Origin of the sequence: Meridianimarinicoccus aquatilis, from assembly GCF_004358675.1 — a bacterium.
GTDB classification, from domain to species: Bacteria; Pseudomonadota; Alphaproteobacteria; order Rhodobacterales; family Rhodobacteraceae; genus Meridianimarinicoccus; species Meridianimarinicoccus aquatilis.
Genome location: NZ_SMZO01000003.1, coordinates 74515 through 93344, shown reverse-complemented (window position 1 = coordinate 93344; position 18830 = coordinate 74515). Strand labels below are relative to the sequence as shown.

General features: G+C 57.4%; 21 protein-coding genes and 1 pseudogene. 21 read left to right on the top strand and 1 reads right to left on the bottom strand.

Annotated elements, in window-relative coordinates; all coding sequences use genetic code 11:
• Window positions 1–27 precede the first annotated feature (27 nt).
• The gene (locus E2L05_RS02240; RefSeq protein WP_133341267.1) at window positions 28–1242 is read left to right on the top strand and encodes a DegT/DnrJ/EryC1/StrS family aminotransferase; all 1215 of its coding nucleotides are present in this window, start codon (window positions 28–30) and stop codon (window positions 1240–1242) included.
• A 31-nt stretch (window positions 1243–1273) separates the two neighbouring features.
• Here E2L05_RS02240 and E2L05_RS02235 read toward each other — a convergent pair whose 3' ends face one another.
• On the bottom strand, window positions 1274–2587 hold the full coding sequence (locus E2L05_RS02235) for a glycosyl hydrolase 108 family protein (protein ID WP_133341266.1): 1314 nt from the start codon (window positions 2585–2587) through the stop codon (window positions 1274–1276).
• A gap of 276 nt (window positions 2588–2863) precedes the next feature.
• On the opposite strand from E2L05_RS02235, the gene E2L05_RS02230 reads away from it, so the two are divergent.
• From E2L05_RS02230 to E2L05_RS02140, 20 genes and pseudogenes are all read left to right on the top strand, one after another.
• Window positions 2864–3229, top strand: a complete 366-nt coding sequence (locus tag E2L05_RS02230) for an NADH-quinone oxidoreductase subunit A (protein ID WP_133341265.1) — start codon at window positions 2864–2866, stop codon at window positions 3227–3229.
• On the top strand, window positions 3220–3798 hold the full coding sequence (locus E2L05_RS02225; RefSeq protein WP_243721835.1) for a NuoB/complex I 20 kDa subunit family protein: 579 nt from the start codon (window positions 3220–3222) through the stop codon (window positions 3796–3798). The genes E2L05_RS02230 and E2L05_RS02225 overlap by 10 nt, the downstream gene beginning before the upstream one ends.
• Before the next feature lie 15 nt (window positions 3799–3813).
• Window positions 3814–4416: an NADH-quinone oxidoreductase subunit C gene (locus E2L05_RS02220; RefSeq protein ID WP_133341264.1), complete on the top strand. Its 603-nt coding sequence runs from the start codon at window positions 3814–3816 to the stop codon at window positions 4414–4416.
• Entirely contained in the window at window positions 4417–4848 is a 432-nt protein-coding gene (locus tag E2L05_RS02215; protein WP_243721834.1) for a thioesterase family protein, read from the top strand. It begins immediately after the preceding gene.
• Complete coding sequence (locus E2L05_RS20675; protein ID WP_164685165.1) at window positions 4845–5006, top strand: hypothetical protein; 162 nt, start codon at window positions 4845–4847, stop codon at window positions 5004–5006. Before E2L05_RS02215 ends, E2L05_RS20675 begins: the two co-directional genes overlap by 4 nt.
• 13 nt (window positions 5007–5019) lie before the next feature.
• Window positions 5020–6231: an NADH-quinone oxidoreductase subunit D gene (locus E2L05_RS02210; RefSeq protein ID WP_133341318.1), complete on the top strand. Its 1212-nt coding sequence runs from the start codon at window positions 5020–5022 to the stop codon at window positions 6229–6231.
• A gap of 2 nt (window positions 6232–6233) precedes the next feature.
• Complete coding sequence (locus E2L05_RS02205; RefSeq protein ID WP_133341263.1) at window positions 6234–6602, top strand: hypothetical protein; 369 nt, start codon at window positions 6234–6236, stop codon at window positions 6600–6602.
• Between the two features lies 1 nt (window position 6603).
• Window positions 6604–7299, top strand: a pseudogene (gene nuoE / locus E2L05_RS02200) (NADH-quinone oxidoreductase subunit NuoE); the annotation flags it as partial.
• A 119-nt stretch (window positions 7300–7418) separates the two neighbouring features.
• Window positions 7419–8003: an NADH:ubiquinone oxidoreductase gene (locus E2L05_RS21315; RefSeq protein WP_394346528.1), complete on the top strand. Its 585-nt coding sequence runs from the start codon at window positions 7419–7421 to the stop codon at window positions 8001–8003.
• 2 nt (window positions 8004–8005) lie between these two features.
• Complete coding sequence (locus tag E2L05_RS02190) at window positions 8006–8251, top strand: DUF5337 domain-containing protein (RefSeq protein WP_133341261.1); 246 nt, start codon at window positions 8006–8008, stop codon at window positions 8249–8251.
• Window positions 8252–8261: 10 nt separating this feature from the next.
• Window positions 8262–9557 (top strand): NADH-quinone oxidoreductase subunit NuoF, encoded by a 1296-nt coding sequence (gene nuoF / locus E2L05_RS02185; RefSeq protein ID WP_133341260.1) that lies wholly within the window; start codon window positions 8262–8264, stop codon window positions 9555–9557.
• A 9-nt stretch (window positions 9558–9566) separates the two neighbouring features.
• A complete protein-coding gene (locus E2L05_RS02180) occupies window positions 9567–9977 on the top strand; it encodes a DUF5333 family protein (RefSeq protein ID WP_133341259.1) in 411 nt (136 codons plus the stop codon).
• A 56-nt stretch (window positions 9978–10033) separates the two neighbouring features.
• Window positions 10034–12052 (top strand): NADH-quinone oxidoreductase subunit NuoG, encoded by a 2019-nt coding sequence (gene nuoG, locus E2L05_RS02175; RefSeq protein WP_133341258.1) that lies wholly within the window; start codon window positions 10034–10036, stop codon window positions 12050–12052.
• 147 nt (window positions 12053–12199) lie between these two features.
• The gene (gene nuoH / locus E2L05_RS02170) at window positions 12200–13237 is read left to right on the top strand and encodes an NADH-quinone oxidoreductase subunit NuoH (protein WP_133341257.1); all 1038 of its coding nucleotides are present in this window, start codon (window positions 12200–12202) and stop codon (window positions 13235–13237) included.
• Window position 13238: 1 nt separating this feature from the next.
• On the top strand, window positions 13239–13733 hold the full coding sequence (gene nuoI, locus E2L05_RS02165) for an NADH-quinone oxidoreductase subunit NuoI (RefSeq protein ID WP_133341256.1): 495 nt from the start codon (window positions 13239–13241) through the stop codon (window positions 13731–13733).
• The gene (locus E2L05_RS02160; protein ID WP_133341255.1) at window positions 13730–14131 is read left to right on the top strand and encodes a carboxymuconolactone decarboxylase family protein; all 402 of its coding nucleotides are present in this window, start codon (window positions 13730–13732) and stop codon (window positions 14129–14131) included. The genes nuoI and E2L05_RS02160 overlap by 4 nt, the downstream gene beginning before the upstream one ends.
• Before the next feature lie 2 nt (window positions 14132–14133).
• Window positions 14134–14742 (top strand): NADH-quinone oxidoreductase subunit J, encoded by a 609-nt coding sequence (locus tag E2L05_RS02155; protein WP_394346529.1) that lies wholly within the window; start codon window positions 14134–14136, stop codon window positions 14740–14742.
• Window positions 14743–14809: 67 nt separating this feature from the next.
• Entirely contained in the window at window positions 14810–15115 is a 306-nt protein-coding gene (gene nuoK, locus E2L05_RS02150; RefSeq protein WP_133341253.1) for an NADH-quinone oxidoreductase subunit NuoK, read from the top strand.
• Between the two features lie 7 nt (window positions 15116–15122).
• Window positions 15123–17282 (top strand): NADH-quinone oxidoreductase subunit L, encoded by a 2160-nt coding sequence (nuoL, locus tag E2L05_RS02145; protein ID WP_133341252.1) that lies wholly within the window; start codon window positions 15123–15125, stop codon window positions 17280–17282.
• Window positions 17282–18826: an NADH-quinone oxidoreductase subunit M gene (locus E2L05_RS02140; RefSeq protein WP_133341251.1), complete on the top strand. Its 1545-nt coding sequence runs from the start codon at window positions 17282–17284 to the stop codon at window positions 18824–18826. Before nuoL ends, E2L05_RS02140 begins: the two co-directional genes overlap by 1 nt.
• The last annotated feature ends 4 nt before the right edge of the window (window positions 18827–18830 follow it).

Below are 18830 nucleotides of genomic sequence, written 5' to 3'. Positions count from 1 at the left end.
CTTGATGGGATCGGACACCGTTTGCGCATGATAGAAATGTTCGACGGCAGTTTTACCCAGCAGACACCTATCCCGGATGCGGCACAACAAGCTGCGTTGGCTGTCATGCAGTCCGGGCGCCTGCACCGTTATAACCTTGCACCAGGCGACTTTGGTGAGGTTGGCGCACTGGAACGCGAGTTCGCGGCATATGTCGGCGCGCGCTATTGTCTGGCCGTGGCGTCGGGGGGGCAGGGGATGCAGATCGCCCTTCGCGCCGTTGGAGTGGCTCCCGGCGAGATGGTCCTGACAAACGCCTTTACGCTTGCGCCTGTGCCCGGTGCCATCGCCGCAGTTGGTGCACGCCCACTGCTGGTGGATACTGCAGACGATTTGACGATTGATCTTGACGATCTTCAGGCCAAGCTTGGCCATGCCCGTGTTTTGTTGTTGTCGCACATGCGCGGCCATGTGTGTGACATGGATCGGCTGATGGGGCTGTGCAATGCGGCCGATGTCACAGTGATTGAGGATTGTGCGCATACGATGGGCGCGGTCTGGCGCGGGGTGCCGTCAGGGCGTCATGGTATTGTCGGATGCTACAGCACGCAGACCTATAAACACATGAACTCGGGCGAGGGCGGGATCATCGTAACTGACGATGCCGATGTCATTGCGCGTGCCACAGTCCTTTCTGGGTCATACATGCTGCATCAGCGGCATCCGGCCGGGCCGGGGCCTGAGGCGTTTGAAGATGCGATGTGGGATATGCCCAACATGTCCGCCCGGATGGATCACTTGCGCGGGGCGATCCTGCGCCCGCAACTTGCGCAATTGGATGAACGTTGCGCTGCATGGACGGCGCGGTATCGGGTGGTGGAGTCGCACCTGCAAGGTGCGCAATGTGCCCGGCTGATCCCGCGCGCGCCGCACGAGAGGTTCGTCGGATCATCGATTCAGTTCGTGATGGACCCGGCAGATCCCGATCTTGTCACTGACTTCGTGGGGCGATGCGGCGCGAGGGGGGTGGAATTGAAGTGGTTCGGGGCCGATCGCCCTGTTGCCTTCACGTCCCGCTATGATCACTGGCACTTTGCCGCGCCGTCCGTGTTGCCGGGGACCGACAGGCTGTTGTCTGGTCTCTTGGACATGCGCCTGCCGCTGACATTTTCGCTGGATGACTGCGCCCTCATTGGTCGAATTTTGCGAGAGGAGCTTGAAAGAACCACGGCTGGACAAAAAGTAACCCCCGCTGCGGAGTGACCGAAACGGGGGGCATTTCCACGTGGTTTGCTCAGGCCCGAATCATCGCAAGTGCCGCTTCGCGCGTTTCCTTGGTCCGGCGCGTCCAGCCGTTCTTGAACGTGTCCCAGATCCTCAGGCTGCGATAGTGCTCCATCCGACCGTCGCTGAAGCTGGAAACGATATGTTCGGCATCAATCGCTTTTGCAGCGCCAACCGTGATCGGGCCGACCTGACCATCCTGTTCCACATGCACGATCCTTTGAAGGAGTTTCGCTGCGCGGGATACCCCGGCATTCACGCCAAAGTCGAAAACCACCAAATCGACGCCGGATGGTAGGGCATCGCAACTCAGCGCGTTCCAATAATTCGCACGATAGATTTCGCCCGCCTCTTCGCGACTCATATTGCGCACATCATCCCGCGTGACCGGGTTGCCTCGCCAAGCCGCGAGAGTCTTGTGTGTTATACCCATGTTCGTCGCCCCGCCGGGATCGTCCGGATGATCGACATAGCCGCCTTCATGTTTGAAGATCGTCTCAAGAGAGCGCGTAAACTGAAGTGCGTCCTTTCCAGGTTGTTCTGATGCAACAGCTTGAGTTTGGGCGATCTGCTGTGTCGGTGCGACCGGCGCGGGCTGCCTTGTGACCTTGTCCAGAAGTTCGGCTGTTTGCCGGGTTTGCTCGCTGACGATTCTTCGCGTGGCTTCGGCATTTTCGCGTTGCAGCGCAACTGCTGCCGTCTGCGCGTGCGCGGCGGAAAGGTCCTTCCGCCGCGAGCCGTCCGAAGAGCCGAGCCAGAAACTGACCACGGTTGCAAAACCCGCCGTCAAAGCCCCGACGGCGATGTTTACCACCTGAAAGACGACGGGATCGGTTGCCGCCGCCTCAAATCCGCCACGGATCAGGAAGATGAGCGTAATGAAAAAGCCCGCAGAGACGATAACGGACACCACCACCGGCCCCCAGGCAAAGGGACTGGATTCCTTGGCCAGCCCTTCAAAGGTGGATCTCGCGTCCTGCCGGTCGCTCACCCGTGCCGTTAGCTCGCGAAACTCGGCGTCCCTTTTCGCGGCTTCGGCATCCAGACGAGCACGAATCTGGTCCAACTCGTTCTGGCGCTGCGCTTGTTCCGCAGCGTCTTCTTGCGCTTTCTGCGCCGCATCAATTTCAGCGAGCTTGACCCGCAATTCCGCAGTAAGCTCTGCATCCTGAACGCGTAGGCGTGCTTCCTCGGGGTCGTCGGTCTTGAGGACTTCCCGTACGACGGACAGAACAAGATCGGTCGTTTCTGGCTTGGCGCCGCCCGTCAGCCGTTTGGCTAGGTCGGGTAATAGGTTGACTGCAATGCCGATAAGCGGGTTCATGAGATCCTCCCGAAAACATGGTTAACGTAGGGTTCACTCATGGTGATAGCACGTCAAGTCAGGTTGTTGCGGCTTGCTCAAAGCCATAGAACGCTCTGAAAACTCGCCTTATGTGCTGCGTCATTACGGCGCTTGAAGGCCGGTATCGTTCTAACATCTTGAAAGTTATTACACATTCAATAAGCCGAAGTCGCGCATCAGGTTGACCGTAACGCGGCTTAGGTCTACATCCCAGAAATCAAATACCCGACCGCTGGCTCGTGGAGGCTGACGCGCATGGAAGACCTGCTTCGTGAATACTTGCCGATTCTCGTGTTTCTGGGGATCGCAATCGCATTGGGACTAGTCCTGATCCTTGCTGCGGTGCTGGTCGCCGTTCGCAACCCAGACCCTGAAAAGGTGTCGGCATATGAATGCGGATTTAACGCATTCGATGACGCACGAATGAAATTCGACGTTAGGTTCTATCTCGTGTCGATCCTATTCATCATCTTCGATCTTGAAGTGGCGTTCCTGTTCCCATGGGCCGTCGCGTTCAAGGACATTTCGATGGTTGGGTTCTGGTCCATGATGGTTTTCCTTGGCGTGTTGACCGTCGGATTTGCCTATGAATGGAGAAAGGGAGCGCTGGAATGGGAGTGAACGAAACCACCCCGGCCGTCACCGCAGGGGCAAACGGCCTCGCGCCCTACGGCCAAAACTCGGCTGGGCCCGATCTTGAGGTTGCAACCCAAGCGTTGAACCGCGAATTGCAAGACAAAGGCTTCTTGCTGACGTCAGCCGAAGACATCATCAACTGGGCGCGGACGGGATCCTTGCACTGGATGACCTTCGGGTTGGCCTGTTGCGCTGTGGAAATGATGCACACCTCTATGCCGCGCTATGACGCAGAGCGGTTCGGGATCGCCCCGCGTGCCTCCCCTCGCCAGTCTGACGTCATGATCGTTGCAGGTACGCTGACCAACAAAATGGCACCTGCGCTTCGTAAGGTGTACGACCAGATGCCGGAGCCGCGTTACGTGATCTCCATGGGGTCATGTGCGAATGGCGGTGGCTACTACCATTACAGCTATTCTGTTGTGCGCGGCTGCGACAGGGTTGTGCCTGTAGATATTTACGTTCCGGGCTGCCCGCCAACAGCAGAAGCTCTGCTGTACGGTTTGCTGCAATTGCAGCGGAAAATCCGCCGAACCGGCACTTTGGTGCGCTGAGGAACAGGAGCCACGATGACCGAAGCCCTTAAAGACCTCGCCGCCCATCTCGAAGCGACGCGACCCGATTGCATTGTTGCAACTGAAATCGCGTTCGACGAGTTGACCGTTACCGTTACATTGGCCGCTTTGGTGCCCTTTTGTGCGTTTTTGAAGGCTGACCAGACGTGCCGGTTTTCTTCGTTGGTTGATATCACGGCAGTTGATCACCCGGATCGCGAGCGCCGCTTTGACGTGGTTTATCATTTCTTGTCGATGTACCAGAATCAGCGCATCCGCGTCCGGACTGAGGTACGCGCTGACGACATGGTGCCATCGCTGATCGAGGTCCACAAATCCGCCAACTGGTTCGAGCGGGAAGTGTTCGACATGTTCGGCATCCTTTTTTCCGGGCATCCCGATCTGCGCCGCTTGCTGACCGACTATGGGTTCCGCGGATATCCACTTCGCAAGGATTTCCCGACCACTGGCTACACCGAAGTGCGCTATGACGAAGAGCAAAAGCGCGTCGTCTATGAGCCGGTGAAGCTTGTTCAAGAATACCGGCAGTTTGATTTCATGTCCCCGTGGGAGGGTGCAGAGTATGTACTTCCCGGTGACGAGAAAAAGGGCGCCTGAGTGAAGCCGGGTCTGAATATCGGTGACACCGCAAGCTTTTCGCGGGTCATTACGGAACGAGAGGTTGTCCCTGACCTGTTTCCCGATGCCGATGTTCTGCACGGGATGCCACGGGTATTTGCGACGGCATATATGGTCGGGTTGATGGAATGGGCCTGCGTTGAGCAGATCGCACCCTATTTCGAGAGCGGCGAAGGGTCACTTGGGGTTCATGTCGACATGAACCACATTGCTCCAACGCCGCCGGGTTTGACTGTGACGGTCGAAAGCAAGATTGATGCGATCGAAGATCAGGCGATTTGGTTTTCGGTGAAGTTGCGCGATGATGCCGATCTGATCAGCGAAGGGCGCCACAAACGCGCTATCGTGCAATGGGATCGGTTTCAGGCGCGTGTAGATGGCAAACGTGCAGATGCGGGGGCCGTCGCATGAGTATTTTGTGGTTTCTTGTCCTGAGCGCGTTGACCATCGTGCCGTTGTTCAAGCTGTTACCGCAATATGGAATCAACCCCTGGTTTGCGCTAACCGCGCTGTTCCTGCCGGGGCTCATCGTGCTGCTGTGGATCATGGCGGCACGGGTCGAGGAATGAAGAGGGCAAGATGATGGACGGAACGCAATTCGACGACGCCCTGACAGGCGAACAGAAAATCCGCAACTTCAACATCAACTTCGGCCCGCAGCACCCTGCGGCGCACGGCGTGCTTCGTCTGGTTCTGGAATTGGACGGCGAGATCGTGGAACGTTGCGATCCACATATCGGCCTGCTTCATCGCGGGACCGAAAAGCTGATGGAAAGCCGGACATACCTGCAGAACCTGCCGTATTTTGATCGTCTCGATTACGTGGCGCCGATGAATCAGGAACACGCATGGTGCCTTGCCATCGAAAAGCTGACAGGCACCGAAGTGCCGCGCCGCGCTTCGCTTATCCGCGTGTTGTATTCCGAAATTGGCCGTATTTTGAACCACCTGCTGAACGTCACGACGCAAGCGATGGATGTGGGGGCGCTTACCCCGCCGCTTTGGGGCTTCGAAGAGCGCGAAAAGCTCATGGTGTTCTACGAACGGGCTTGCGGCGCACGTCTTCACGCGGCGTATTTTCGGCCCGGCGGTGTCCACCAAGATCTGCCGCCCGCGCTGATCGACGACATTGACGCATGGGCTGATCATTTCCCGAACGTTCTTGATGATATCGACGGCCTGCTTACTGAAAACCGCATCTTCAAACAACGGAACGCCGATATTGGCGTCGTGACCGAAGAAGAGATCCTTGAATGGGGTTTTTCTGGCGTGATGGTTCGAGGGTCCGGTCTGGCATGGGATTTGCGTCGTTCGCAGCCTTATGAATGCTACGACGAATTCGATTTCCAAATTCCCATTGGCAAGAATGGCGACTGCTACGACCGCTACCTGTGCCGCATGGCCGAAATGCGCGAAAGCACGTCGATCATCAAACAGGCCTGTGAAAAGCTGCGGAACGAACCCGGTGAAATTCTGGCACGTGGCAAGATCACGCCGCCCAAGCGCGGTGACATGAAGACGTCGATGGAAGCGCTGATCCACCACTTCAAGCTGTACACCGAAGGGTTCCACGTCCCGGCAGGGCAAGTCTATGCTGCTGTTGAGGCACCGAAGGGCGAATTTGGTGTGTATCTGGTGGCCGATGGCTCCAACAAACCTTACCGCGCAAAGCTGCGTGCGCCCGGCTTCCTGCACTTGCAGGCGATGGACCACATCAGCAAAGGGCACCAATTGGCCGATGTCGCCGCGATCATCGGAACCATGGATGTTGTGTTCGGGGAAATCGACCGCTGACTATGATGCAATCAACGGTCATCACACTTGCGGGCATTGGCGCGCTGATCCCGGCCTATCTGGCCGCGGTGTTTGCGTTCGCGCCGGGGCGAGCGTTTGAACAATCGACGCACCGACCCGAGCTGCTGCCGAATGTTATGGTGAACCGTTATGCAACCTTTGCACCTTTTGCACTGGCGGCTGCTCTGTCCGGGAATATGAACATTATCGCAATCGTGTTTGCGATTCTCGCGGTGCCGGGCCTTGGCGACACCTTGATCTATGCCCGTGCGGGGCATCCCTATGCGAAACATCTGGCTGCTGGGCTGGGAGCACTGCTTGTCAGTGGTCTGGCGATTGCAGTGGCCCAAACATCTACCGGAGTGCTGTAATATGCTGCGCCGTCTTCATCCTGACCAGCCCGAGAGCTTTGCCTTCACATCTGAAAATCTCGCGTGGGCCGAAGCGCAGATGACCAAGTACCCGAAAGGGCGACAGGCATCTGCGATTATTGCTCTGTTGTGGCGTGCACAAGAGCAGGAGGGCTGGCTTACCCGGCCCGCAATCGAACATGTCGCTGAAATGCTCGACATGGCCTATATGCGGGCGCTTGAGGTTGCGACCTTTTACTTCATGTTTCAGCTGGCGCCGGTTGGCAGTGTGGCACATATCCAGATATGCGGCACGACAAGCTGCATGATTTGCGGTGCCGAAGATCTGATCGCGGTTTGCAAAGATAAAATTGCCAGGAATGCGCACGAACTAAGCGCCGACGGGAAATTCAGCTGGGAAGAAGTTGAATGTCTTGGTGCCTGTGCCAACGCGCCGATGGCTCAGATTGGCAAGGACTATTACGAAGATCTGACCACTGAGAGCTTTGCCGCTTTGCTTGACCGTATGGCCGCCGGTGAAGTGCCTGCGCCCGGTCCTCAGAACGGTCGTTTCGCATCAGAGCCAAAAGCCGGCCTTTCCAGCCTTGATGTGGACGGCGACAAGATGCCGTCGAATGCGTCGGTTGGGTTGGCAACGGATATCGGCGATACGCTGAAACGTATTGATGGAACGGAAGTCCCGCTGCTTGCGCCATGGAACCAACCCGCTGATGTGTGATCCGGCGTTTTAGACCGGACAAGACAGAGACCGCCACGGGCGCTAGGATGTCACAAGGGAAAATGATCCCGATGACAATGTGCTCAGGGAGAACTGGAATGAGTTTGGAAAGAAAATCAGGGTTTGCGCTGATCGAAACCGCCATGTTCGCGGGAATGGTGGGCGTTGTGGCCGCAGCCATGCTGATGGTGGTATTCGCCAAAGGCTTGATTGCAGCGATTTTCGCTGGCGGTATCATCGCGTTGATCGTGCTGTTGGGGATGTGGCTCATGACCCGCGGCATGTTGGAAGGTCCACGAGGGCCGGGAAACATCAAGCCGAATCAAACGGCCGTGAGCATGGCTGTAAAGGCTGATGCATCCAGCGCGTCTGCGAAAGCCGCGCCGGTCAAGAAAACGGCGGCGCCCTCTGCGGATGTTGAGGCATCTGATGTCGGCTCCAAGCCCGCGACTCTTTCGGCACCGCGCGGTGCCGCGCCGGACGATCTGAAGCGGATCAAGGGTGTCGGTCCCAAACTGGAAGAACTGATGCATTCGATGGGCTATTATCATTTTGATCAGATCGGTGCATGGACCGAGGCCGAGGTGGCTTGGGTTGATGAGAACCTGATCGGGTTCAAAGGCCGGGTGACCCGCGATGGATGGGTCGAGCAGGCCAAGACGCTTGCGGCAGAGGCATCCTGATCATGACTCAGCGCTCATCCGATGACATTGCTTTGCAGACAGCCAAACAAGCGCGCACAGCGTCGCTTGTGATGGCGGGCACGGCCTTGTTGTGGATGGGCGCCCAATTTCTTGGTGGCGCGCTCGGTTTGCCCGCGCGTTACGCCTTTTTGTTCGATTTCGCCGCGCTTGCAGGTCTGTTCTGGGCGCTGGTTGTAACCTATCAAGTTTGGCGCAAGCGCCGCATCGCCCGTACAGGCGAAGAGTGAGGAGATGGCAATGCTGAAAGATGAAGATCGCATCTTTACCAATATCTACGGCATGCAGGATCGCACGCTGAAGGGCGCGCAGTCCCGTGGTCAGTGGGACGGCACCGCCAAACTGATCCAGAATGGCCGCGATTGGATCGTGGACCAGATGAAAGCATCGGGTCTGCGTGGTCGTGGCGGCGCTGGCTTTCCGACCGGTCTGAAGTGGTCCTTCATGCCCAAGGGGACCGACGGACGCCCCCATTACCTGGTGGTGAATGCCGACGAATCCGAACCCGGCACTTGCAAAGACCGCGAGATCATGCGCCATGATCCGCATACTTTGATTGAAGGATGCTTGATTGCGTCTTTCGCGATGGGTGCGCATGCGGCGTATATCTATATTCGTGGCGAATACATCCGAGAACGCGAAGCGCTTCAGATAGCAATTGATGAAGCCTATGATGCAGGATTGCTGGGAAAGAACGCGGCCGGGTCCGGCTGGGATTTCGACCTGTACGTCGCGCACGGTGCGGGGGCGTATATCTGCGGTGAAGAGACGGCGCTGATTGAAAGCCTCGAAGGCAAAAAGGGCATGCCGCGCATGAAGCCGCCGTTCCCGGCCGGCGCTGGTTTGTATGGCTGTCCAACCACTGTGAACAACGTTGAATCGATTGCGGTCGTTCCGACGATCCTTCGGCGCGGGCCAGAATGGTTCGCGGGCTTTGGCCGCCCGAACAATGCGGGCACCAAGCTGTTTGCGATCTCGGGTCACGTGAACAACCCCTGTGTCGTCGAAGAAGCCATGTCGATCACCTTTGAAGAGCTGATCGAAAAGCACTGCGGGGGTATTCGCGGCGGGTGGGACAACCTTAAGGCTGTCATCCCCGGCGGCTCATCAGTGCCGTGTATTCGCGGCGAACACATGCGCGAAGCGATCATGGATTTCGATTACCTGCGTGAGCAACGGTCGGGCCTTGGCACCGCAGCGGTCATCGTGATGGACAAGCAAACAGACATCATCAAGGCGATCTGGCGGCTTTCGAAATTCTACAAGCATGAAAGTTGCGGCCAGTGCACGCCGTGCCGCGAGGGCACGGGCTGGATGATGCGCGTCATGGATCGTTTGGTGACAGGCGATGCTGAACCTGAAGAAATCGACATGCTGTTCGATGTGACCAAACAGGTCGAAGGGCACACAATCTGCGCTTTGGGTGACGCCGCGGCTTGGCCGATCCAAGGTTTGATCCGCAACTTCCGCGACGAGATCGAAGACCGTATCAAAGCCAAGCGCACCGGTAAGGTGTCCGCTGTGGCGGCGGAATAAGAGATGCGCATGGTTACGCTTGCTGGACGCGCGAAGCTTGCAGCGCTGGTTGTGTTTTCTGGGGTGGGTTTGTCGGGGTGCCTGATGAAGTCGCCGCCGCCTGCGGTGTTCACCGATTACGCAACAAATGTTCAGATCGCGCAGGTTCTTGCAGCGGGTTGCCCGAATGTCGCCGTCGATCAGGCCGGTATGGGGGCAGGCGCGCGGGAACTTGGGACCGCATTGCGCGCCGAAGGGTACACGCCAGAGGACATTTCGGCCTTTCCGGATACGTTGGACGTGGGCGCAATTCAGGCCAGCACGCAAGCTTATCTGACCCAGAATGGAATTGATCCGCAGGACAGCACGACAGTTTGTCCCGTGGCCAAACGTGAAATCGACAACAACACCGCGATTGCTGCATTCTTGGATGCAGTCTGAAGAGTTTGAAACGCGCTGCGGCCCCGATGGCTGCGGCAGACAAAGAGGACAGCACCATGTCTGACCTGCGCAAGATCATCATTGACGACCACGAGGTCGAGGTCGACCCGGCGCTGACGCTGATTCAGGCCTGTGAAGAAGCCGGGATCGAAATTCCGCGCTTTTGCTATCACGAACGGTTGTCCATCGCGGGCAACTGCCGGATGTGCCTTGTGGAAGTCGTGGGCGGCCCACCCAAGCCTGCGGCCTCTTGCGCGATGCAGGTCAAGGATTTGCGCCCCGGCCCCGAAGGCGCGCCGCCCGTCATCAAGACCAACAGCCCCATGGTCAAAAAAGCCCGCGAAGGTGTGATGGAGTTCCTTCTCATCAACCACCCGCTGGATTGCCCGATTTGCGATCAGGGCGGCGAGTGTGACCTTCAGGATCAGGCCATGGCCTATGGTGTGGATTTTTCGCGCTACCGCGAACCCAAGCGTGCCAACCAGGATCTGGATCTGGGCCCGTTGGTTGAAACCCACATGACGCGCTGCATTTCATGCACGCGCTGCGTTCGGTTCACGACCGAAGTTGCCGGCATCACTCAGATGGGGCAGACAGGCCGCGGCGAAGATTCCGAGATCACAAGCTACTTGGGCGAAACGCTCGACAGCAATCTTCAGGGCAACATCATTGATTTGTGCCCGGTCGGCGCGCTTGTCAGCAAACCTTACGCCTTTACCGCCCGCCCTTGGGAACTGACAAAAACCGAAAGCATCGATGTGATGGATGCGCTAGGGTCGTCGATCCGGGTGGACACCAAGGGCCGCGAAGTGATGCGGTTCTTGCCGCGCAACCATGACGGCACCAATGAAGAATGGCTGTCAGACAAGTCGCGCTTTGTTTGGGACGGTCTGCGCCGCCAGCGCCTTGATACGCCCTATATCCGCGACGACGGTCGCCTCCGCCCCGCAAGCTGGGAAGAGGCGTTGACTGCAACTGCCGCTGCGATGAAGGGCAAGAAACTTGCCGGTCTCGTTGGCGATCTGGTGTCCGTTGAAGCTGCCTATGCTCTGAAGCAACTGATCGAAGGACAGGGCGGCAAGGTGGAATGCCGCACAGACGGCGCACGTTTGCCTGCCGGGAACCGGTCCGGCTACGTCGGAACCGCAAGCATTGCTGATATCGACGACGCGAAGTTCATTCAATTGATCGGCACCAACCCGCGTGACGAAGCACCGGTGCTCAACGCGCGCATCCGCAAGGCGTGGCTGGCGGGGGCAAAGGTTGGCTTGGTGGGAGAGCCCGTCGATCTGACCTATGACTACGCGCATGTGGGCACAGACCGCGCTGCGTTGACTGACATGTTGGATCATGACTTCGCCGACATTCTTGATGCACCGTCTATCGTCATCATCGGCCAAGGCGCGTTGCGCGAAGCCGATGGCGAGGCGGTGCTGAGCCAAGCGATGGAGCTTTGCACCAAAACAGGGTCCAAGCTGCTGATCTTGCACACGGCTGCGGGCCGAGTTGGTGCAATGGATGTGGGCGCTGCGACCGAAGGTGGGCTGGCCGCCGCAATGGACGGAGCAGAAGTTGTTTACAATCTTGGTGCGGACGAAGTGGAAATCGCCGCCGGTCCGACCGTGATCTATCAAGGCAGCCATGGCGACCGCGGTGCGCACCGGGCCGATATCATCCTGCCAGCCGCAGCATGGACTGAAGAGCAGGGCCTGTTTGTAAACACCGAAGGCCGCCCGCAGCTTGCCATGCGCGCCGGGTTCCCTCCGGGGGCCGCCAAGGAAAACTGGGCCATACTGCGTGCGCTCAGCCCGCGTCTTGGGTCGCAGTTGCCGTACGACAGCATCGCTGGTTTGCGCCGCGCTCTGGTGGCCGATGTGCCGCATCTTGCTATGGTCGACACGGTTCCGGAAAACGAGTGGCAGCCATTGGAACTGAAGGATCCGGCCAAGGCCGATTTCCGAAATGCCATTGCAGATCATTACCTGACAAACCCTGTCGCGCGGGCGTCAACCCTGATGGCTGAGTTGAGTGCGGCAGCTAAGGCCCGTGCCTCAACTCCGATGGCTGCTGAATGATGGTTATTGCTGCGCCGCGACATCTTCGCACAAGCCTGTGCGCGATGGCTGGAAATGACTGCGGATATACTGTTTATCAACGCGCAGAGGCGAGCCGCCGTGCCGCGCCCGGTCGGGCCGGTTCCCTGACCCCGGAGGACACCGTTCATGGATGATTTCTTTGCGTCGAACCTCGGTATCGGGGTGATCATCGTGGCACAGTGCCTTGCGGTACTGGGTTTCGTGATGGTTTCACTGCTGTTCCTCGTCTACGGCGATCGCAAGATCTGGGCTGCGGTTCAGATGCGCCGTGGTCCGAACGTCGTCGGCCCTTGGGGTTTGCTTCAAACCGTTGCGGATGCGCTGAAATATGTCGTCAAGGAAATCGTCATTCCGGCAGGGTCGGATCGGACGGTTTTCATGCTGGCGCCACTGACAAGTTTCGTTCTGGCGATGATCGCTTGGGCCGTGATCCCATTCGGGGATACATGGGTTCTTTCCGATATCAACGTCGCCATTTTGTACGTTTTCGCGGTGTCATCGCTTGAAGTGTATGGCGTAATCATGGGCGGTTGGGCATCCAACTCCAAATACCCATTCCTTGGTTCTTTGCGCTCTGCCGCACAGATGATTTCTTACGAAGTCTCGCTGGGCCTGATCATCATTGGCGTTGTGATCACTACGGGGTCCCTGAACTTTGGTGACATCGTACGGGCACAAGATGGCAGCTTTGGCTTCTTCAACTGGTACTGGTTGCCGCATCTTCCGATGGTTGTGCTGTTCTTCGTATCGGCCCTTGCAGAGACCAACCGCCCGCCATTCGACTTGCCCGAAGCGGAATCCGAATTGGTGGCTGGCTATCAAGTTGAATATTCTTCGACACCCTTCCTGTTGTTCATGGCTGGCGAATACATCGCAATCTTCCTGATGTGCGCGCTGATGACCCTGCTGTTCTTCGGTGGGTGGTTGTCGCCGATTCCCGGTCTGCCTGATGGCGCGCTTTGGATGGTTGGCAAAATGGCGATCTTCTTCTTCTTGTTCGCCATGGTGAAGGCGATCGTGCCGCGCTATCGCTATGACCAATTGATGCGGATTGGCTGGAAAGTGTTCCTGCCCATGTCGCTGGCGTGGGTCGTGATCGTAGCGTTCCTCGCTAAATTCGAATTGCTTGGCGGGGCCTATGCCCGCTGGGCCGTGGGAGGCTGAAATGACGGCAATCGACTGGACCCGAGCGGGCAAGTATTTCCTGATGACCGACTTCATCCACGGGATGAAGTTGGGTTTGAAATACTTCTTCGCTCCGAAGGCGACGCTGAACTACCCGCACGAAAAAGGGCCGCTTTCGGTTCGCTTTCGCGGTGAGCACGCGTTGCGCCGTTATCCCAACGGCGAAGAGCGCTGCATTGCCTGTAAGCTGTGCGAAGCGATTTGCCCGGCGCAAGCGATTACGATTGATGCCGAACCCCGCGAAGACGGCTCTCGCCGGACAACGCGGTACGATATCGACATGACGAAGTGCATCTATTGTGGGTTCTGCCAAGAGGCGTGCCCGGTTGATGCAATCGTAGAGGGCCCCAACTTCGAGTTTTCCGCCGAAACGCGGGAAGAGCTGTACTACAACAAGGACAAGCTGCTTGAAAACGGGGACCGTTGGGAGGCTGAAATCGCCCGCAACCTCGAAATCGACGCGCCTTACCGATGAGTGAACTTCGCCCACATATCGACACGTATGAGCAAGGAAAAACCTTGTCGGAGCGAGTCAATCCGGGCATGGAAGACGCCTTGCGCGCCCGCTATGAAGCGTTGGTGCCGGGCTTGGCTGAGACAGTTGTCGATGTTGCTTACGGCAAATTCTACGCCCGCGGCACCGTTGACGAAAAGACACGGCTTTTGGCAACCATCGCGGCCCTGACCGCGCTCGGAAGCCAAACGCGCCCTCAGCTTCAGGTGAACATCCAAAGCGCGCTGAATGTCGGCGCGACAGAGGGTGAAATTGCCGAGATCATTTTTCAAATGACTCTCTATGGCGGGTTTCCGGCGATGATAAATGCGCTGAATGCCGCGATCGAAGTCTTTGACCGCCAGGAGACAAACACATGACTGTGGTTGCAATCGCCTTTTACTTGTTTGCCATCTGCGTCGTCGCGGGCGGACTGTTCACAGTGATCTCTCGCAACCCGGTTCATTCGGTGTTGTGGCTGATCCTTGCATTCCTTTCGTCAGCCGGGCTGTTCGTTCTGCTTGGTGCTGAATTCGTCGCGATGCTTCTTGTCATTGTCTATGTGGGCGCGGTCGCAGTGCTGTTCCTGTTCGTTGTGATGATGCTGGATGTCGACTTTGCCGAGCTGAAGGCTGAGATGGCGAAATACATTCCATTGGCATTGCTGATCGGGGTCGTGATCTTGATGCAGCTTACTTTGGCTTTGGGTGCTTGGAACTTTGCACCTGATGCGATGGGGCTGCGTGCCAACCCGACACCAGCCCCTGATGCGGTCACCAACACAGCCGCGCTCGGGATGCTGGTCTACGACAAGTATTTCCTACTGTTCCAGCTTGCGGGTCTCGTACTACTGGTGGCCATGGTCGGCGCCATCGTACTGACCCTGCGCCATCGGACTGACATCAAGCGTCAAGACGTGTTGGCGCAGATGTATCGCGACCCAGCCAAGGCAATGGAATTGAAAGACGTAAAACCGGGGCAGGGGCTGTAACAGCTTTCGCGACCCGACCAAAGACGACGACAAGACTAGCACGGGCGCCAGACCCGGAGGGACATGGATGATTGGACTTGAACACTATCTCGCGGTGGCGGCCACGCTGTTCGTCATCGGCATCTTCGGGCTGTTCCTGAACCGCAAGAACGTCATCATCATCCTGATGTCGATCGAGTTGATCTTGCTCGCAGTGAATATCAATCTTGTGGCGTTCTCTAGCTACCTCAATGACCTTACCGGGCAGGTATTCACCCTGTTCGTGCTGACAGTTGCCGCCGCCGAGGCTGCGATTGGTCTGGCCATTCTCGTCTGCTTCTTCCGCAACCGCGGAACGATTGCGGTCGAGGACGTTAATAACATGAAAGGCTGACCCAGAGATGGAAACGATCATCCTCTTCGCCCCTCTGGTTGGCGCGCTGATCTGCGGTTTCGGCTGGAAGTTCATTGGTGAAAAGGCCGCGATGTACACCGCGACCGGCCTTTTGTTCTTTGCTTGCCTGTTGTCCTGGATCGTCTTTCTCAGCTTCAACGGCGAAACGCGGATCATTGATCTGCTCCGTTGGATCGAAAGCGGCTCGCTCAGCACGTCATGGGGCATTCGGCTTGACCGTCTGACGGCCATCATGCTGATCGTGGTGACCACAGTATCTGCCTTGGTTCATCTTTATAGCTTCGGCTACATGGACCACGACCCGCAGTGGCGCGAAGGCGAAACTTACAAGCCGCGCTTCTTCGCGTATCTGTCATTCTTCACCTTCGCTATGTTGATGCTGGTGACATCCGACAACCTGGTTCAAATGTTCTTTGGCTGGGAAGGCGTGGGCGTCGCATCCTATCTGCTGATCGGTTTTTATTACCGTAAACCCTCGGCCAACGCGGCTGCCATAAAGGCGTTTGTCGTCAACCGTGTCGGGGATTTCGGTTTCGCACTGGGTATTTTCGCGCTGTTTTTCCTCACGGACAGCATCAACTTCGATGTTGTGTTCGCTTCCGGCCCTGAGTTGGCGCAGACGCAACTGTCGTTCTTGTGGCGCGAGTGGAATGCGGCCGAGATTGTAGCGTTCCTGCTTTTTGTAGGCGCTATGGGCAAATCGGCTCAGTTGTTCTTGCACACATGGCTTCCCGACGCGATGGAAGGCCCTACACCCGTGTCGGCACTGATCCACGCAGCGACCATGGTGACAGCAGGCGTATTCCTGATCTGCCGCATGTCGCCGATCATGGAATTTGCGCCAAACGCTATGACATTTGTCACCTTTCTGGGTGCAACCACCGCCTTTTTCGCGGCGACCGTGGGGCTGGTTCAGAACGACATTAAGCGCGTCATTGCCTATTCTACTTGTTCGCAGCTTGGGTACATGTTCGTCGCGGCGGGTGTCGGAGTGTATTCAGTGGCGATGTTCCACCTTCTGACGCACGCTTTCTTCAAAGCGATGTTGTTCCTTGGCGCCGGGTCGGTGATCCACGCGATGCACCATGAGCAGGACATGCGGAACTATGGCGCGCTGCGCAAAAAGATCCCCATGACGTTTGCAGCCATGATGATCGGCACCTTGGCGATTACGGGTGTCGGCATTCCGCTGACGCATATCGGGTTCGCCGGCTTCCTATCTAAAGATGCGGTTATCGAAAGCGCTTGGGCCGGGGCCAACAGCATGTCTGGTTACGCGTTCTGGATGCTGGTTGTCGCTGCTGCCATGACGAGCTTCTACAGCTGGCGTTTGATCTTCATGACCTTCTATGGCGAAGAAAAGGGCGACCATCACACCCACGAGCATGCACACGAAAGCCCACGGGTGATGTTGATCCCGCTTGGCGTGCTTGCAGTCGGGTCGGTTCTGGCCGGGATGGTTTGGTACAATTCCTTCTTTGGCGATCATGACAGTGTGAACGAATTCTTCGGAATTCCGCATCATGTCGAAGCCTCAGCCGATGGCCACGGGTCAACTGACGGTCATGGTGACGATGCAAGTCATGACACCGCGCATGACACACATTCGGCTGTTGCCGATGACGGTCATGGCGAAACCGCACACGCGTCGGCGGCAGAAGGCCATGGCGAGGCAGCGGCGCATGGTGCGACAGAGTTTGGGGCGATTTACATGGCTCCTGACAACCACGTGATGGATGACGCCCACCATGCTCCTAAATGGGTCAAGGTTTCGCCCTTCGTCGCGATGGTTCTCGGGTTCTCGCTGGCATGGCTGATGTACATCCGTCGTCCAGATCTGCCTGGCAAAGTCGCCGCAGCAAATTGGCCACTGTACCAGTTCTTGCTGAACAAATGGTATTTCGATGAAATCTATGACTTCTTGTTCGTGCGTCCGGCGCGCGCCTTGGGTCGGCTTTTGTGGAAGTACGGTGACGGGTCGACCATTGATGGTGGCATCAACGGGCTCGCCATGGGGATCATTCCCTTCTTCACGCGCCTCGCGGGCCGTGCACAGTCTGGCTACTTGTTCCACTACGCCTTTGCGATGGTTCTTGGCATCGCTGTCCTGATTACCCTGATGACGCTCACCGGAGGGGCGGAGTAATGGCAAACCTTCTGTCGATCGTCACCTTTCTGCCTGCCGTCGCAGCGCTGATCCTAGCGCTTTTCCTGCGCGGCGACGATGCCGATGCGCGTCGTAACGCCAAGTGGGTTGCGCTGGCCGCGACCGTGTTGACCTTTTTGCTGTCGATTTTCATCTACACCGGGTTCGATCCGGAAAACACAGGGTTCCAATTCGTCGAAGAGCGGCCATGGATTTTAGGCTTCACCTATAAAATGGGGGTGGATGGCATTTCGGTGCTGTTCGTCTTGCTCACCACATTCCTTATGCCGATCACTATCGCGGCGTGCTGGACGGTCGAGCATCGCGTTAAAGAATACATGATCGCCTTCTTGCTGCTGGAAACGCTAATGCTTGGCGTGTTCTGCGCGCTGGATTTGGTCTTGTTCTATCTGTTCTTCGAAGCAGGCCTTATCCCGATGTTCCTGATCATCGGGATCTGGGGCGGCGCAAATCGCATTTATGCGAGCTTCAAGTTTTTCCTCTACACCTTCCTTGGGTCGGTTCTGATGCTGGTGGCGATGATCGCTATGGCGTCGGATGCGGGAACCACTGATATTCCGACCATGCTGACGCACAGCTTTGGATCGGAAAGCTTCAATGTTCTGGGCGTGCATGTTGTCGGCGGTTTGCAGACCATGCTTTGGCTGGCCTTCTTTGCTTCATTCGCGGTCAAGATGCCAATGTGGCCGGTTCATACATGGCTTCCCGATGCCCACGTTCAGGCCCCAACAGCCGGGTCAGTGGTACTTGCGGCAATTCTGCTCAAAATGGGCGGATACGGGTTCCTTCGGTTCTCGCTGCCAATGTTCCCGGTCGCATCCGATTTGTTGGCACCGATGGTTCTGTGGCTTTCCGCGATTGCGATTGTCTACACGTCGCTGGTTGCACTTGTGCAAACCGATATGAAAAAGCTGATCGCGTATTCGTCGGTTGCGCATATGGGCTACGTTACGGCGGGGATATTCTCGGCCAACCAGCAGGGGCTTGATGGCGCGATCTTCCAGATGATCAGCCACGGGTTTATCTCGGGCGCGCTGTTCCTGTGCGTCGGGGTGATCTACGACCGGATGCACACCCGCGAAATCGCGGCCTATGGCGGCCTCGTGAACCGGATGCCAGCTTATGCGCTGATCTTTCTTCTGTTCACGATGGCAAATGTTGGCCTTCCCGGAACATCGGGCTTTGTCGGTGAATTTCTGACGCTTATGGGCATGTTCCAGGCGAACACATGGGTTGCTGCGGTGGCTACGTCTGGCGTGATCCTGTCGGCGGCCTATGCGCTGTGGCTCTATCGTCGGGTGGTGTTTGGGGATCTGATCAAAGAAAGCCTCAAGTCCATTTCCGACATGAATATCCGCGAGCGGGCGATTTTTGCGCCGCTTGTGGTGATGACCATTCTTCTCGGTGTCTACCCGAGCCTCGTGATCGATATCACAGGCCCGTCTGTCGCCGCGCTTCTTTCCGACTACCAGACCGCTGTACTGGACGCCGCCCCGGCTGTTCATGTCGCGGCAGAGCACTGAGGGC